This window comes from Streptomyces sp. DH41 (genome assembly GCF_029813785.1).
Taxonomy (GTDB): Bacteria; Actinomycetota; Actinomycetes; order Streptomycetales; family Streptomycetaceae; genus Streptomyces.
In genome coordinates, this window is the sequence record NZ_JARVKY010000053.1 from 1 (window position 1) to 14,260 (window position 14,260).

A 14,260-nucleotide genomic window follows, 5' to 3' on the forward strand; every position below is an offset into this window, starting at 1 on the left:
TTCATAGTGTTTCGGTGGTCATAGCGTAGGGGAAACGCCCGGTTACATTTCGAACCCGGAAGCTAAGCCTTACAGCGCCGATGGTACTGCAGGGGGGACCCTGTGGGAGAGTAGGACGCCGCCGAACTCCTTTTAGAGCTCTGGCTCTTGGGCACACAGCCCAGGAGCCAGAGCTTTTTTGCGTTGAGGTAAGGTCAGTGAGCATCATTGGCTCGTTTCCCCCAGGAGGCCCCCGCGTGGAGGTCCAGGAGACCCGCGTGCAGACTGACCGGGTCCTCACCATCCCGAACATCCTCAGCATGGCGCGCCTCGCCGGCGTGCCGCTCTTCCTGTGGCTCATCCTCAGGCCCGAGTTCGGCGGCCCGGAGAGCGATGGCTGGGCACTGTTGGTGCTGGCCCTGAGCGGAGTCAGCGACTACCTGGACGGGAAGCTCGCACGACGCTGGAACCAGATCAGCAGCCTCGGCCGGCTCCTGGACCCCGCGGCCGACCGGCTTTACATTCTGTCCACTCTGGTGGGCCTCACCTGGCGCGAGATTCTCCCGCTCTGGTTGACCCTTGTACTGCTTGCCCGGGAAGCGGTCCTGCTGGTGATGGTGGGCATCCTCCGGCGACATGGCTATCCGCCGCCGCAGGTGAACTTCCTGGGGAAGGCAGCCACCTTCAACCTCATGTACGCCTTCCCTCTGCTTCTGCTCAGCGACGGAAGCGGATGGATCGCGTCACTCGCCGCTGTTTTCGGATGGGCGTTCGCCGGATGGGGTACAACCCTGTACTGGTGGGCAGGTGTTCTCTACGTGGTGCAGGTCCGCCGTTTGGTCCGTGCGGACACCAAGGCCGATTGAACCCGCCGATTGTGCGGCCCCCAGCCGCCGGATGGCCCCGACTGCCAAAGTGCGGGACGCTGGACGGGTGAAGTCGGTCAATCCGTCGTCTCTTAGAGGAGGACGCTTCCGACATGAAGGCCGTCGTGATGGCTGGAGGCGAAGGCACGCGCCTTCGTCCCATGACCTCGAGCATGCCCAAGCCGCTCCTGCCGGTGGCCAACCGGCCGATCATGGAGCACGTTCTGAGGCTGCTCAAAAGGCATGGGCTCAATGAGACCGTCGTCACCGTCCAGTTCCTGGCCTCGCTGGTCAAGAACTACTTCGGTGACGGAGAAGAGCTCGGAATGGAGCTCTCCTATGCCAATGAGGAGAAGCCACTCGGTACCGCCGGAAGCGTCAAGAACGCCGAGGAGGCGTTGAAGGACGATGCCTTCCTCGTCATTTCCGGCGATGCCCTGACGGACTTCGACCTCACCGATCTGATCAACTTCCACAAGGAAAAGGGCGCGCTCGTCACCGTGTGTCTGACACGCGTGCCCAACCCGCTTGAATTCGGCATCACCATCGTCGACGAAGAGGGCAAGGTCGAGCGCTTCCTGGAGAAGCCGACCTGGGGCCAGGTCTTCTCCGACACCGTGAACACCGGGATCTACGTCATGGAGCCCGAGGTATTCGACTACGTCGACCCCGACGTGCCCGTGGACTGGTCCGGTGATGTCTTCCCGCAGCTGATGAAGGAAGGCAAGCCCGTCTACGGCTACATCGCCGAGGGCTACTGGGAAGACGTCGGCACCCACGAGAGCTATGTGAAGGCCCAGGCGGACGTACTGGAGCGCAAGGTCGACGTCGACATCGACGGCTTCGAGATCTCGCCCGGCGTCTGGGTGGCCGAGGGCGCCGAGGTACATCCCGACGCCGTGCTCCGAGGGCCCCTCTACATCGGTGACTACGCCAAGGTCGAGGCCGGCGCCGAAATCCGGGAACACACGGTCGTCGGCTCCAACGTCGTCGTCAAGAGCGGCGCCTTCCTGCACAAGGCCGTCGTGGCCGACAACGTGTACGTCGGGCCCCACAGCAACCTGCGGGGCTGCGTGGTCGGCAAGAACACCGACATCATGCGCGCCGCGCGGATCGAGGACGGCGCGGTCATCGGCGACGAATGCCTCGTCGGCGAAGAATCGATCATCCAGGGCAACGTCCGGGTCTACCCGTTCAAGACCATCGAGGCCGGCGCCTTCGTCAACACCTCGGTCATCTGGGAGTCCCGGGGCCAGGCGCACCTCTTCGGTGCCCGCGGCGTGTCCGGCATCCTGAACGTGGAGATCACTCCGGAGCTGGCGGTGCGGCTGGCCGGCGCCTACGCGACCACGTTGAAGAAGGGCTCCACCGTCACCACGGCCCGCGACCACTCCCGTGGTGCCCGCGCGCTGAAACGGGCGGTGATCTCCGCGCTGCAGGCCAGCGCCATCGACGTACGGGACCTGGAGAACGTACCGCTGCCCGTGGCGCGGCAGCAGACCGCGCGGGGCAGCGCCGGCGGAATCATGATCCGGACCACGCCCGGGGTACCGGACTCCGTGGACATCATGTTCTTCGACGGACAGGGTGCCGACCTGTCGCAGGGCAGCCAGCGGAAGCTGGACCGGGTGTTCGCGCGGCAGGAGTACCGGCGGGCGTTCCCCGGAGAGATCGGGGACCTGCACTTCCCGTCCAGTGTGTTCGACTCTTACACCGGGTCGCTGCTGCGCAACGTCGACATCACGGGAATCGCGGAGTCGGGGCTCAAGGTGGTCGTCGACGCCTCCAACGGCAGCTCGGGGCTGGTGCTGCCCAGTCTCCTCGGGAAGCTGGGCGTCGACTCGCTGACCATCAACCCGGGGCTCGACGAGTCCCGGCCGACCGAGTCGGCCGACATGCGGCGGGCGGGGCTGGTGCGTCTCGGAGAGATCGTGGCGTCCTCGCGGGCGGCGTTCGGTGTGCGGTTCGACCCGGTGGGTGAGCGGCTGTCACTGGTCGACGAGAAGGGCCGCATCATCGAGGACGACCGGGCCCTGCTGGTGATGCTCGACCTGATCGCTGCCGAGCGGCGCAGTGGCCGGGTCGCGCTGCCGGTGACGACCACCAGGATCGCCGAGCAGGTGGCGGCGTACCACGGCACCCAGGTCGAGTGGACGACCACCTCTCCCGACGACCTGACGCGAGTCGGGGGTGAGGAAGGCGCGATCTTCGGCGGCGACGGCAAGGGCGGCTTCATCGTCCCGGAGTTCAGCAGCGTCTACGACGGCACGGCGGCCTTCGTACGGCTGATCGGGCTGGTGGCGCGGACACAGCTCACGCTGAGCCAGATCGACGCGCGGATCCCGCGGGCGCACGTCCTGAAGCGTGACCTGGCCACACCGTGGGCGGTGAAGGGCCTGGTGATGCGGCGGGTCGTCGAGGCGGCCGGAGACCGCTTCGTGGACACCACGGACGGGGTGCGCGTGGTGGAGACCGACGGACGCTGGGTGATGGTGCTGCCCGACCCGGCCGAGGCGGTCACCCATCTGTGGGCCGAGGGGCCCGACGACGCCTCCGCGCAGGCGCTGCTCGACGAGTGGTCCGCGGTGGTGGACAGCGCGGGCCGGTAAAACACACCGCACGCGTGCGTGCCGGACAAGTGTCCCCAAGGGGGCCTGTCCGGCACGCCGGTGGGGCCATTCGGAGGTAGTGGCCGTGGCGTGCGACGATGTGCGGCATGCCGCAGCAACCCCCCGTTCGGAGCACATTCACGCGGCCCGCGCGCCCGGACGCGTCCATGTCCTTGCTCACCAACGTCATGGACCACAGCCTCGACGACGGCTACGCCGAGGCCGCCGCGCGGAAGAAGGCCGAGGGCACCGGCGGAATGCCCAAGACCCTCCGCGCCAAGCTGGGACTGGCCGCCGGGCTGGTACTGGCGGCCCTGGTCGTGACGGTCGGCGCGGCCCAGGCGCGGGTCGCGGCGCCCGCCGTCGCCAAGGAGCGCGAAGAGCTCATCGACCGCATCGAGGGGGAGACCTCGACGGCCGACAAGCTCGAGGAGAGTGTCGACAAGCTGCGCGAGGACGTGGGCGCGCGGCAACGCGAGGCGCTCGAGAAGAACGGCGACAGCGACCGGTCCGACCTGATGGGCATCCTGTCGGGCGCCGTCGAGGTGCACGGCCCCGGGGTGAAGCTCGTGGTGAACGACGCCAAGGACGCGGGTACGGGCGGTGACGGGCAGCCGCGCGGCACCTCCGGATTCTCCGACACGGGCCGTGTCCGCGACCGGGACATGCAGCGCGTGGTCAACGGACTGTGGGAGTCGGGGGCAGAGGCGATCTCCGTCAACGGACAGCGCCTGACCGCGCTGTCGGCGATCAGAGCCGCCGGTGACGCGATACTGGTCGACAACAAGCCGCTGGTGCCGCCGTACACGGTGCTCGCGGTGGGGGACGGCGAGCGGCTCAGCACCCGGTTCCAGGACAGTGCCGATGGGTTGTACCTGCATGTCCTGCAGGAGAACTACGGCATCCGGACGGCCATCTCCGCGGCGGACGATCTCAAGCTGCCGGCCGCGACGAGTGTGATCGTACGTACAGCACAGCCGATAACCGAGAAGGGCACATCGTGATCGCCGTACTGGGCCTCGTCGTGGGAGTCGTGGCCGGCCTGTTGGTCCGGCCCGAGGTGCCGGCAGCCGTCGAGCCTTACCTGCCGATCGCCGTCGTGGCAGCGCTCGACGCCGTGTTCGGCGGTCTGCGGGCCATGCTCGACGGCATCTTCGACGACAAGGTCTTCGTGGTGTCGTTCCTGTCGAACGTGGTCGTGGCCGCGCTGATCGTGTTCCTGGGCGACAAGTTGGGCGTCGGGGCCCAGCTGTCCACCGGTGTGGTGGTCGTCCTCGGCATCCGCATCTTCTCCAACGCCGCGGCGATCCGACGCCACGTCTTCCGGGCGTGAGGCCGATGAGCGACCAGGACGAGCAGAGCGAGAACAGGCTGCGCAAGGAGCTGCCCGACGAGGTCCCGCCGTCGGCGGAGACACCCGGCGCCGACGCCCCGGACGGAAGGCCCGCGGAGCACGGGCCCGAGCGGCGGTCCGGGCTGACCGGTAGGCAGCGGCTGGTCAAGGGACTGTGGCCGCCGCGTCTGACCCGGGCCCAACTCATCGTCGCTCTGCTTCTGTTCGGCCTCGGATTCGGCCTGGCGGTCCAGGTGGCGTCGAACAGCGAGAGTGACAGCGCGCTGCGCGGAGCCCGGCAGGAGGATCTTGTCCGCATCCTCGATGAACTGGACGACCGTACTCAGCGTCTTGAAGACGAGAAGCAGGGCCTCGAGAAGCAGCGCGACGAGCTGGAGAACAGCTCCGACCAGGCGGAGGAGGCCCGTAGGCAGACGCTCGAGAAGGAGCGGCAACTCGGCATTCTCGCGGGCACCGTGGCCGCGCAGGGGCCCGGCATCACGGTGACGATCGAGGACACGAAGGGAGCGGTCGAGGCGGACATGCTGCTCGACGCGATCCAGGAGCTGCGCGCGGCGGGTGCGGAGGCGATCCAGGTGAACGGTGTACGGGTCGTCGCCGGCACGTACCTCACGGACTCCGACGAGACCGTGAGCGTCGACGGGAACAAGATCAACGCGCCCTATCGTTTCCAGGTCATCGGCAAGCCGCAGGACCTGGAACCGGCTCTCAACATTCCCGGAGGCGTGGTGCAGACTCTGGAGAAGGAACAGGCCACCGTTACTGTTGAGCGGTCGAGCAAGATCGTCGTGGACGCCTTGCGAGCAGCGAAGCGGCCTGACTACGCTCGGTCGTCCTCCCAGTGAACCGGGGGTGCATGGGCGGCGTCCGGCGAGGGCATGAGGTTGCGGGGGGTCGGCGCACCGATTGGGTGGTGCGTGGTGGAAACTGTCTGGTGGAGACGGACGTTGTGAAGGTGTCCGGGTCGGCCAGTACGTTCAGTCAGGGTTCGTCCTGCCCCACGGGCGGGTCTGTTTCGGTCAAGGGGAATCGCCCGTGAAGTTGTTTGCGAAGTTGTTCGGCAAGAGCGCGCGAGAGGGCAGCGACAACGCGACCGCTCGCCATCGCGCACAGCCCGACGCAGAGGGTCGGCGTCCGATGTTCCGGGACCAGGTGACTGGTCCGGGTGGTGACACTTCGGGTGGGCAGGGCGCGCCGTCTGTTGACCCTGCGCAGTCCAGCGGCATAGGTTTCGGACAACCGTCGACCTCAGGTACGGGTGGAGGGTTTGCCCCCGGTCCGTACGCGTCGAACGCCCCGGCGGGGCAGCCGCGGCAGGAGGATCCGTCCATGTCGGCCCTGGTGTGTACGAGGTGCGGTAACCGCAACGCGGAGAACAGCCGCTTCTGCTCCAACTGCGGCGCGCCGCTGCGTGCCGGGGCGGTTCCGGAGCGTGCGTCCGAGACGACCTCCACGATCTCCATCTCCGGCCTGGAGGCGTACGACGCCGAGGTGACCGGCCAGACGGCGATTCCGGCGCTCTCTCCCGAGGCGCAGGCGGCCGTCGACGCGTTGCCGCTCGGTTCCGCGCTCCTCGTCGTGCGCCGCGGTCCGAACTCGGGCAGCCGCTTCCTGCTGGATGGCGAGCTGACCACCGCCGGCCGTCATCCGCAGAGCGACATCTTCCTGGACGACGTGACGGTCTCGCGCCGGCACGTGGAGTTCCGCCGCAGTCCGGACGGCTCGTTCACGGTGGCCGACGTCGGCAGCCTGAACGGCACGTACGTCAACCGCGAGCGCATCGACCAGGTCGCCCTGTCGAACGGTGACGAGGTACAGATCGGCAAGTACCGGCTGGTCTTCTACGCGAGCCAGCGGGGTTACTGACCCGCCCCCGGGCATCCGCCCGGGGAACCTCCAGGGAAGGTCCATGCTTCAAACACCGAGCGGCGGTGCCGGGAACGGCACCGCCGTCACGGACAGTGGGCTGATGAGCATCGGCACGGTGCTGAACGCGCTGCGTGACGAGTTCCCCGACATCACCATCTCCAAGATCCGTTTCCTGGAGTCGGAGGGCCTCGTGGAGCCGCGGCGGACCCCCGCCGGCTACCGCAAGTTCAGTGCCCACGACGTCGAGCGCCTGGGCCAGGTGCTGCGTATGCAGCGGGACCACTATCTGCCGCTGAAGGTGATCCGCGAGCACCTGGACGCCATGGAGCGTGGCGAGGCCGTCCCGCTGCCGGCACTGGCCCGGCAGCGGGACGGGGAGCCCGTGCCGGAACCCGCCGAAGGGCCCGTGGTGACCCGCATCGGGCGGGAGGAGCTGCTCACCGCGGCCGGAGTCGACGACCAGGAACTGAAGGAGTGGGAGTCGTACGGACTCGTCGCTCCGCTGCCCGACGGGGCGTACGACGCCGAGGTGGTCACCGTGGCGTCGCTGGTGGTCCAGCTGGGGAAGTTCGGGATCGAGCCGCGGCACCTGCGGGTGATGAAGGCAGCCGCCGACCGGGAGGCCGGGCTCGTGGACCAGGTGGTGGCGCCGCTGAAGCGTCACCGCAACCCTCAGACCAGGGCCCACGCGGAAGCCCGGACCAAGGAGCTCGCGGGGCTGGCGGTGAAGCTGCACGCGGCGCTCGTGCAGACCGCCCTCGGCGTGCGGCTGCCCTGAGACGGCCTGCTCGTGGGACCCGGATCGCCCACCCGATCCCGGCCCGACTACCCAAACGTCCCGGGCACGGCCTAGGGTTGCTGTGTGAACGAGCTCGATGTCGTAGGTGTCCGGGTCGAGATGCCCTCCAACCAGCCGATCGTGCTGCTGCGCGAGGTGGGAGGCGACCGCTACCTCCCCATCTGGATCGGGCCGGGGGAGGCGACGGCGATCGCCTTCGCCCAGCAGGGCATGGCCCCCGCACGGCCGCTGACCCACGATCTGTTCAAGGACGTGCTGGAAGCCGTCGGCCAGGAGCTCACCGAAGTACGCATCACCGACCTGCGTGACGGGGTCTTCTACGCCGAGCTGGTCTTCGCGAGCGGGGTCGAGGTGAGCGCCAGGCCGTCCGACGCCATAGCGCTGGCCCTGCGCACCGGAACACCGATCTACGGCAGCGACACCGTGCTCGACGACGCCGGCATCGCGATCCCGGACGAGCAGGAGGACGAGGTCGAGAAGTTCCGCGAGTTCCTCGACCAGATCTCGCCGGAGGATTTCGGGAGCAGCAACCAGTGACACGCGCGGGCCGCGGTGGTCCAGGGCGGCTTACGGCCCCCTTTCGGGCACATTCGGCTAGCCTTTCCCCGCGGTTGGGCACGGGAAACCACTCGTAGGGTGATTATCACTCGGCGTGCCGAGTGTGGCGATCGTTGACGCACCCTTGGTGACTGCCTACCGTCGAGGAGGCAGGTCAAGGACGGAGGTCGGCGTGAGAATCAGCGGCGACGGTACGGCTGGGGGTGGCCCCGGGCACAGCCTCGGGGCAAGCGGTCCGTACCCTCCCCCGAACTCTCGGCTCCGCGCGAGCGGGGGGTATCCCCAACACGGTGGCGCGGTAGATCCCGCTCCGCAGCGACCGGCTGCCGTGCCGAGCAGCGGAGGGGCGACGTCCATGGCGTCCGAGCAGATCGGCTACCGAGGGCCGACGGCCTGCGCGGCCGCCGGTATCACCTACCGGCAGCTCGACTACTGGGCCCGCACGGGCCTCGTCGAGCCCTCCGTGCGGCCCGCGCACGGATCCGGGACGCAGCGCCTGTACAGCTTCCGCGACGTGGTCGTGCTGAAGATCGTCAAGCGCTTCCTCGACACCGGGGTGTCACTGCAGAACATCCGCACCGCCGTCCAGCATCTCAGGGAGCGCGGCTTTCGTGACCTGGAGCGGATGACGCTGATGTGTGACGGCGCCACGGTCTACGAGTGCACCTCGCCCGACGAGGTCCACGCCCTGCTCCAGGGCGGTCAGGGCATCTTCGGCATCGCCGTCGGCGTGGTGTGGCGGGACGTCGAGGGCGCGCTGTCCCAGCTGCACGGGGAGCGGATCGACACGGGGGAGACCCTGGTCGGGCACAATCCGGCGGACGAACTGGCGAGGCGGCGCAACCGGGCCGTCTGACACCGCCACGGGTGGGCGGGCGGGTGGCCGGTCGGGCGCCCATTGTCAGTGGCGTAGGGCAGCATCGGAGATGTGAGAACCGCGCCCACGATCCTGCATCTCGACATGGATGCCTTCTTCGCCTCGGTGGAGCAGGCGTCCAAGCCGAGTCTGCGCGGCAAAGCCGTCGTCGTGGGCGGGCTCGGACCGCGCGGGGTGGTCGCCACCTGCTCGTACGAGGCGCGGGTCTTCGGTGTGCACTCGGCGATGCCCATGGGCCAGGCCCGGCGGCTGGCACCCAACGCGGCGTACCTCGTCCCGCGTTTCGAGCTCTACCGGTCGATCAGCGAGCAGGTGATGCGGCTGCTGCGGGGACTGTCGCCCCTGGTGGAGCCGCTGAGCCTGGACGAGGCCTTCGTGGACCTGGAGGCCGGCGGCACGGCCTGGGACGCGGATTCGGCCCGGCTGGCCGGGGTGAGGCTGCGCACGGACATACGCACGGTCACCGGCCTCACCGGGTCCGTGGGTCTGGCCGCCTCCAAGATGCTCGCCAAGATCGCCTCGGAGGCGGCCAAACCCGACGGGCTGGTCCTGATCCCGCCAGGGACGGAGCGGGCCATGCTCGAGCCGATGACCGTGCGGACGCTGCCCGGTGTGGGACCGGCGACGGGTGACCATCTGCGCCGCGCCGGGATCACCACGGTCGGCGAGATCGCCGAGGCGGGGGAGGACGAGCTCGTACGGCTGCTGGGCAAGGCGCATGGCCACGCCCTGTACGCCATGGCGCTGGCCCGTGACGAGCGGCCCGTGGTGGCCGAGCGGGAGACCAAGTCGGTGTCCGTCGAGGACACCTACGACGTGGACATCCACGACCGTCTGCGGGTCGGTGTCGAAGTCGGGCGGCTGGCCGACCGGTGTGTGAGGCGGCTGCGCGGGTCCGGGCTGTCCGGCCGCACCATCGTGCTCAAGGTGCGCCGGTACGACTTCTCGACGCTGACGCGCTCCGAGACCCTGCGCGGGCCCACGGACGACCCGGGGGTGGTGCGGGAGGCCGCGGCCAGGCTGCTGGACTCGGTGGACACCACGGGTGGCGTGCGGCTGCTCGGGGTCGGCGTCAGCGGGCTCGCCGACTACACGCAGGAGGACCTGTTCGCGCAGGCGGCGGAGGGCCGGGCCGACGAGCCGGCGGCAGAGCCCGAGGCGGAGCCAGTGGAGGAGCACAGGCCGGCACCCACCGAGCGCCGGTGGCCGTCGGGGCACGACGTTCGGCACGCGGAGTACGGGCACGGGTGGGTGCAGGGCAGCGGGCTGGGGCGGGTCACGGTGCGCTTCGAGACGCCGTACTCGGAGCCCGGGCGGGTACGCACCTTCCTGGTGGACGACCCGGAACTGACACCGGCGGATCCGCTGCCGCTGGTGCCGCCCGCGCCGCGAAGACCCGGGGGCGCCGGGCCGACGAGCGCTGAGGACGGCCCGGACCGCGCTGCGGACACCGGCCCGGACCCCGACGCGGAGAACGGACCGGCGGGGCACGTCCGTCTTCCCCCGGCAAGGGCCTGAGGTGACGGCTCCTGACGGCTCTCCGATCAGTGCCGGTGAGGGCCGGTCACGGCAGCGTGGAGGGCGGCTGGAGCCCGTGTTCGCGCTGAACCGCCGCAGGCCCGGACGGTCAGCTCTCCTCCTGGCCCTGGCCCGCCAGCTTGCCGAAGTCGTGGTCGGGGAGCGGGGCGGGAGCGGCCACGTCGAGGCCGTAGTGGTGGTAGAGCTGGAGTTCCTGTTCCGGGGAGAGGTGGCGCCCGACGCCGAAGTCGGGGGCCTCCTTGATCAGGGCCCGGTCGAAAGGTACGCGCAGGGTGCCGTCGACCAGCTCGCTCGGTTCCAGGGGCACGAAGGCGTCCCTGCTGAACAGGCCGGTGCGTATGGCGGCCCACTCGGGGACGCCGGTGGCGTCGTCGAGATAGACCTCGTCGACGGTGCCGATCCGGGTGCCGTCGCGGTCGAACGCCTTGCGGCCGATCAGATTGCGCGGGTCGATGTCGGTACGCACGGGGCCCTCCATTGGGTCGCACTGGGCTCGCACACCAGCCGCCGAATCATCCGTAAGTACTACAAAAGAGCACATGTGGTGGGTCGGCCACTCGAAATCTGTGCGGCGACCTCGCTGGTACGCTGGCAAACGGCTGCTGACCCCGTGCGGGAGAGTCCTCCGGACACCACCGGAGGCGCCGAAGGAGCAAATCCTCCCCGGAATCTCTCAGGCTCACGTACCGCACGGACGAGGTCACTCTGGAAAGCAGGGCGGGTGCCAACGGCCTCCGCCCTCACCGACGGTGAAAGCCGGGAAAGCCCTCGGGCCCGCCCGGTGAAGCTCTCAGGTTGAGATGACAGAGGGGGAGGCCGTCCGGGTACCCGCGCCGTGGTGCCCCTCGAAGGTCGTCAGACCAGGAGGCCTCCGCAATGACAGCCCACCGCACTCCGCTCTCCGAACTCGAACAGGCAGCACCGTTCGAGCAGCGCCACATCGGCCCCGACCACGAGGCCCGGGCCAAGATGCTCGCGCAGGTCGGTTACGGTTCGCTCGACGAGCTGACGGCCGCCGCGGTGCCGGATGTGATCAAGAACGCCGACGCGCTGGACCTGCCCGGCGCGCGCTCCGAGGCAGAGGTGCTGGCCGAGCTGCGCTCGCTGGCCGACCGCAACCAGGTCCTCGACTCCATGATCGGCCTCGGCTACTACGGCACCTTCACCCCGCCGGTCATCCTGCGCAACGTCATGGAGAACCCGTCCTGGTACACGGCGTACACGCCCTACCAGCCGGAGATCTCCCAGGGCCGTCTCGAGGCCCTGCTGAACTTCCAGACGATGGTCGCCGAACTCACCGGTCTGCCCACCTCCGGTGCCTCGCTGCTCGACGAGAGCACCGCCGCCGCCGAGGCGATGGCGCTCTCCCGGCGCATGGGCAAGAACAAGAAGGGCCTGTTCCTGGTCGACGCGGACGCCCTGCCGCAGACCGTCGCCGTGATACAGACCCGCGCCGAGCCGACCGGCGTCGAGATCGTCGTCGCCGACCTGAGCGAGGGCATTCCCGCCGAGGTCGCGGAGCGGGAGATCAACGGCGTCCTGATCCAGTACCCGGGCGCCTCCGGTGCCGTCCGCGACATCAAGCCGGTGATCGACCGGGCGCACGAGCTCGGCGCCCTCGTCACCGTCGCCGCCGACCTGCTCGCCCTCACGCTGCTCACCTCGCCCGGCGAGCTGGGCGCGGACATCGCCATCGGCACGACGCAGCGCTTCGGCGTGCCGATGGGCTTCGGCGGGCCGCACGCCGGCTACATGGCCGTGCACGAGAAGTTCGCGCGCAGCCTGCCCGGCCGCCTGGTCGGCGTCTCCGTGGACGTGGACGGCAACAGGGCCTACCGCCTCGCCCTGCAGACCCGCGAGCAGCACATCCGCCGGGAGAAGGCCACCAGCAACATCTGCACCGCGCAGGTGCTGCTCGCCGTGATGGCCGGCATGTACGCCGTGTACCACGGCCCCGAAGGGCTGCGGGCCATCGCGCGGCGCACGCACCGGTACGCCTCCGTCATCGCCGCGGGCCTCGAGGCCGGTGGCGTCGAGACCGTCCACGGCGCCTACTTCGACACGGTCACCGCGCGGGTGCCGGGCCGGGCCGTCGAGGTCGTCCACGCCGCCCGCGAGAACGGCGTCAACCTGCGGCTCGTCGACGCCGACCACGTGTCGTTCGCCTGCGACGAGACCACCACGCGAGCCCAGGTCGGCGGTGTGTGGAACGCCTTCGGCGTCGAGGGCGACATCGAGGCGCTGGACGCGGCGACCGAGGAGACGCTCCCCGAGGCGCTGCTGCGCACCGACGACTTCCTGACCCACCCGGTCTTCCACCAGCACCGCTCCGAGACCGCGATGCTGCGCTACCTGCGCCGCCTCGCCGACCGCGACTACGCGCTGGACCGCGGCATGATCCCGCTGGGCTCCTGCACGATGAAGCTCAACGCGACCACCGAGATGGAGCCGGTCACCTGGTCCGAGTTCGGGCAGCTGCACCCCTTCGCGCCCGCCGAGCAGGCGCAGGGCTACCTCACGCTCATCCGTGAGCTGGAGGAGCGGCTCGCCGAGGTCACCGGGTACGACAAGGTCTCGCTCCAGCCCAACGCCGGGTCTCAGGGCGAGTTCGCCGGCCTGCTGGCCGTACGCGCCTACCACCGCGCCAACGGCGACGAGCAGCGCACCGTCTGCCTCATCCCGTCCTCCGCCCACGGCACCAACGCGGCGAGCGCGGTCATGGCCGGCATGAAGGTCGTCGTCGTCAAGACCGCCGAGGACGGCGAGATCGACGTCGAGGACCTGCGCGCCAAGATCGAGAAGCACCGCGACGAGCTGTCCGTGCTGATGATCACGTACCCCTCCACGCACGGCGTCTTCGAGGAGCACGTAGCCGACATCTGCGCCCAGGTGCACGATGCCGGCGGCCAGGTCTACGTGGACGGCGCCAACCTCAACGCCCTGGTCGGACTCGCCAAGCCGGGCCACTTCGGCGGCGACGTCTCGCACCTGAACCTGCACAAGACCTTCTGCATCCCGCACGGCGGCGGCGGTCCCGGCGTCGGCCCCGTGGCCGTACGGTCGCACCTGGCGCCGTACCTGCCCAACCACCCGCTGCAGCCCGCGGCCGGTCCGCAGACGGGCGTCGGCCCCATCTCCGCGGCGCCGTGGGGCTCGGCCGGCATCCTGCCCATCTCGTGGTCGTACGTCCGGCTGATGGGCGGCGAGGGGCTCAAGCGCGCCACGCAGGTGGCCGTGCTGTCCGCCAACTACATCGCCAAGCGCCTGGAGCCGCACTTCCCGGTGCTGTACAACGGCCCCGGCGGGCTGGTCGCGCACGAGTGCATCATCGACCTGCGCCCGCTGACCAAGGCGACCGGCGTGAGCGTCGACGATGTCGCCAAGCGGCTGATCGACTACGGCTTCCACGCGCCGACGATGTCGTTCCCGGTGGCCGGCACGCTGATGATCGAGCCGACCGAGTCCGAGGACCTGACCGAGCTGGACCGTTTCTGCGAGGCGATGATCGCCATCCGCGCGGAGATCGAGAAGGTCGGCTCCGGCGTCTGGTCCGCGGAGGACAACCCGCTGCGGGGCGCGCCGCACACCGCCGGTGCGCTGGGCGGTGAGTGGGACCACGCGTACACGCGCGAGGAGGCCGTCTTCCCGGCCGGGGTGTCCGCCGCCGACAAGTACTGGCCGCCGGTGCGCCGCATCGACCAGGCCTTCGGTGACCGGAACCTCGTCTGCTCCTGCCCGCCGCTGGACGCGTACGAGGACTGAGCCGGCCGTACGGGAGAGGCTCCGTGCGGGACCGTCCTGGTCCCGCAC

The 14,260-nt window shown here is 69.6% G+C and carries 12 protein-coding genes, 1 rRNA gene and 1 riboswitch; of the genes, 12 read left to right on the forward strand and 1 reads right to left on the reverse strand.

The window, feature by feature from the left end; genetic code table 11:
* Window positions 1-10 precede the first annotated feature (10 nt).
* From rrf to QC283_RS39200, 11 genes are all read left to right on the forward strand, one after another.
* Window positions 11-127, forward strand: a 5S ribosomal RNA gene (gene rrf, locus QC283_RS39150).
* A 109-nt stretch (window positions 128-236) separates the two neighbouring features.
* The gene (locus QC283_RS39155; RefSeq protein WP_279566565.1) at window positions 237-845 is read left to right on the forward strand and encodes a CDP-alcohol phosphatidyltransferase family protein; all 609 of its coding nucleotides are present in this window, start codon (window positions 237-239) and stop codon (window positions 843-845) included.
* Between the two features lie 113 nt (window positions 846-958).
* Window positions 959-3,454: a mannose-1-phosphate guanyltransferase gene (locus QC283_RS39160; protein ID WP_279566566.1), complete on the forward strand. Its 2,496-nt coding sequence runs from the start codon at window positions 959-961 to the stop codon at window positions 3,452-3,454.
* Between the two features lie 167 nt (window positions 3,455-3,621).
* The gene (locus tag QC283_RS39165; protein ID WP_279566567.1) at window positions 3,622-4,458 is read left to right on the forward strand and encodes a DUF881 domain-containing protein; all 837 of its coding nucleotides are present in this window, start codon (window positions 3,622-3,624) and stop codon (window positions 4,456-4,458) included.
* Window positions 4,455-4,787: a small basic family protein gene (locus QC283_RS39170; RefSeq protein WP_003977440.1), complete on the forward strand. Its 333-nt coding sequence runs from the start codon at window positions 4,455-4,457 to the stop codon at window positions 4,785-4,787. Before QC283_RS39165 ends, QC283_RS39170 begins: the two co-directional genes overlap by 4 nt.
* A gap of 5 nt (window positions 4,788-4,792) precedes the next feature.
* Entirely contained in the window at window positions 4,793-5,653 is an 861-nt protein-coding gene (locus QC283_RS39175) for a DUF881 domain-containing protein (RefSeq protein ID WP_279566568.1), read from the forward strand.
* Window positions 5,654-5,714: 61 nt separating this feature from the next.
* On the forward strand, window positions 5,715-6,674 hold the full coding sequence (locus QC283_RS39180; RefSeq protein WP_279566569.1) for an FHA domain-containing protein: 960 nt from the start codon (window positions 5,715-5,717) through the stop codon (window positions 6,672-6,674).
* A 43-nt stretch (window positions 6,675-6,717) separates the two neighbouring features.
* Window positions 6,718-7,455 (forward strand): transcriptional regulator FtsR, encoded by a 738-nt coding sequence (gene ftsR / locus QC283_RS39185; protein ID WP_279566570.1) that lies wholly within the window; start codon window positions 6,718-6,720, stop codon window positions 7,453-7,455.
* An 84-nt stretch (window positions 7,456-7,539) separates the two neighbouring features.
* A complete protein-coding gene (locus QC283_RS39190) occupies window positions 7,540-8,013 on the forward strand; it encodes a bifunctional nuclease family protein (RefSeq protein ID WP_052838788.1) in 474 nt (157 codons plus the stop codon).
* 193 nt (window positions 8,014-8,206) lie between these two features.
* Window positions 8,207-8,890: a MerR family transcriptional regulator gene (locus QC283_RS39195; protein WP_279566571.1), complete on the forward strand. Its 684-nt coding sequence runs from the start codon at window positions 8,207-8,209 to the stop codon at window positions 8,888-8,890.
* 72 nt (window positions 8,891-8,962) lie between these two features.
* A complete protein-coding gene (locus QC283_RS39200) occupies window positions 8,963-10,429 on the forward strand; it encodes a DNA polymerase IV (RefSeq protein ID WP_279566572.1) in 1,467 nt (488 codons plus the stop codon).
* A gap of 109 nt (window positions 10,430-10,538) precedes the next feature.
* Here QC283_RS39200 and QC283_RS39205 read toward each other — a convergent pair whose 3' ends face one another.
* Window positions 10,539-10,916 (reverse strand): PRC-barrel domain-containing protein, encoded by a 378-nt coding sequence (locus QC283_RS39205; protein ID WP_279566573.1) that lies wholly within the window; start codon window positions 10,914-10,916, stop codon window positions 10,539-10,541.
* 137 nt (window positions 10,917-11,053) lie between these two features.
* Window positions 11,054-11,149: riboswitch (glycine riboswitch) on the forward strand.
* Window positions 11,150-11,326: 177 nt separating this feature from the next.
* Here QC283_RS39205 and gcvP point away from each other — a divergent pair.
* On the forward strand, window positions 11,327-14,212 hold the full coding sequence (gene gcvP / locus QC283_RS39210) for an aminomethyl-transferring glycine dehydrogenase (RefSeq protein ID WP_279566574.1): 2,886 nt from the start codon (window positions 11,327-11,329) through the stop codon (window positions 14,210-14,212).
* Window positions 14,213-14,260 lie beyond the last annotated feature (48 nt).

Bases quoted from the DNA above. Each gene is read 5' to 3' on its own strand.
- QC283_RS39160 (WP_279566566.1), top strand. From the start codon at position 959: ATGAAGGCCGTCGTGATGGCTGGAGGCGAAGGCACGCGCCTTCGTCCC.
- gcvP (WP_279566574.1), top strand. From the start codon at position 11,327: ATGACAGCCCACCGCACTCCGCTCTCCGAACTCGAACAGGCAGCACCG.
- QC283_RS39175 (WP_279566568.1), top strand. From the start codon at position 4,793: ATGAGCGACCAGGACGAGCAGAGCGAGAACAGGCTGCGCAAGGAGCTG.
- ftsR (WP_279566570.1), top strand. From the start codon at position 6,718: ATGCTTCAAACACCGAGCGGCGGTGCCGGGAACGGCACCGCCGTCACG.
- QC283_RS39165 (WP_279566567.1), top strand. From the start codon at position 3,622: ATGTCCTTGCTCACCAACGTCATGGACCACAGCCTCGACGACGGCTAC.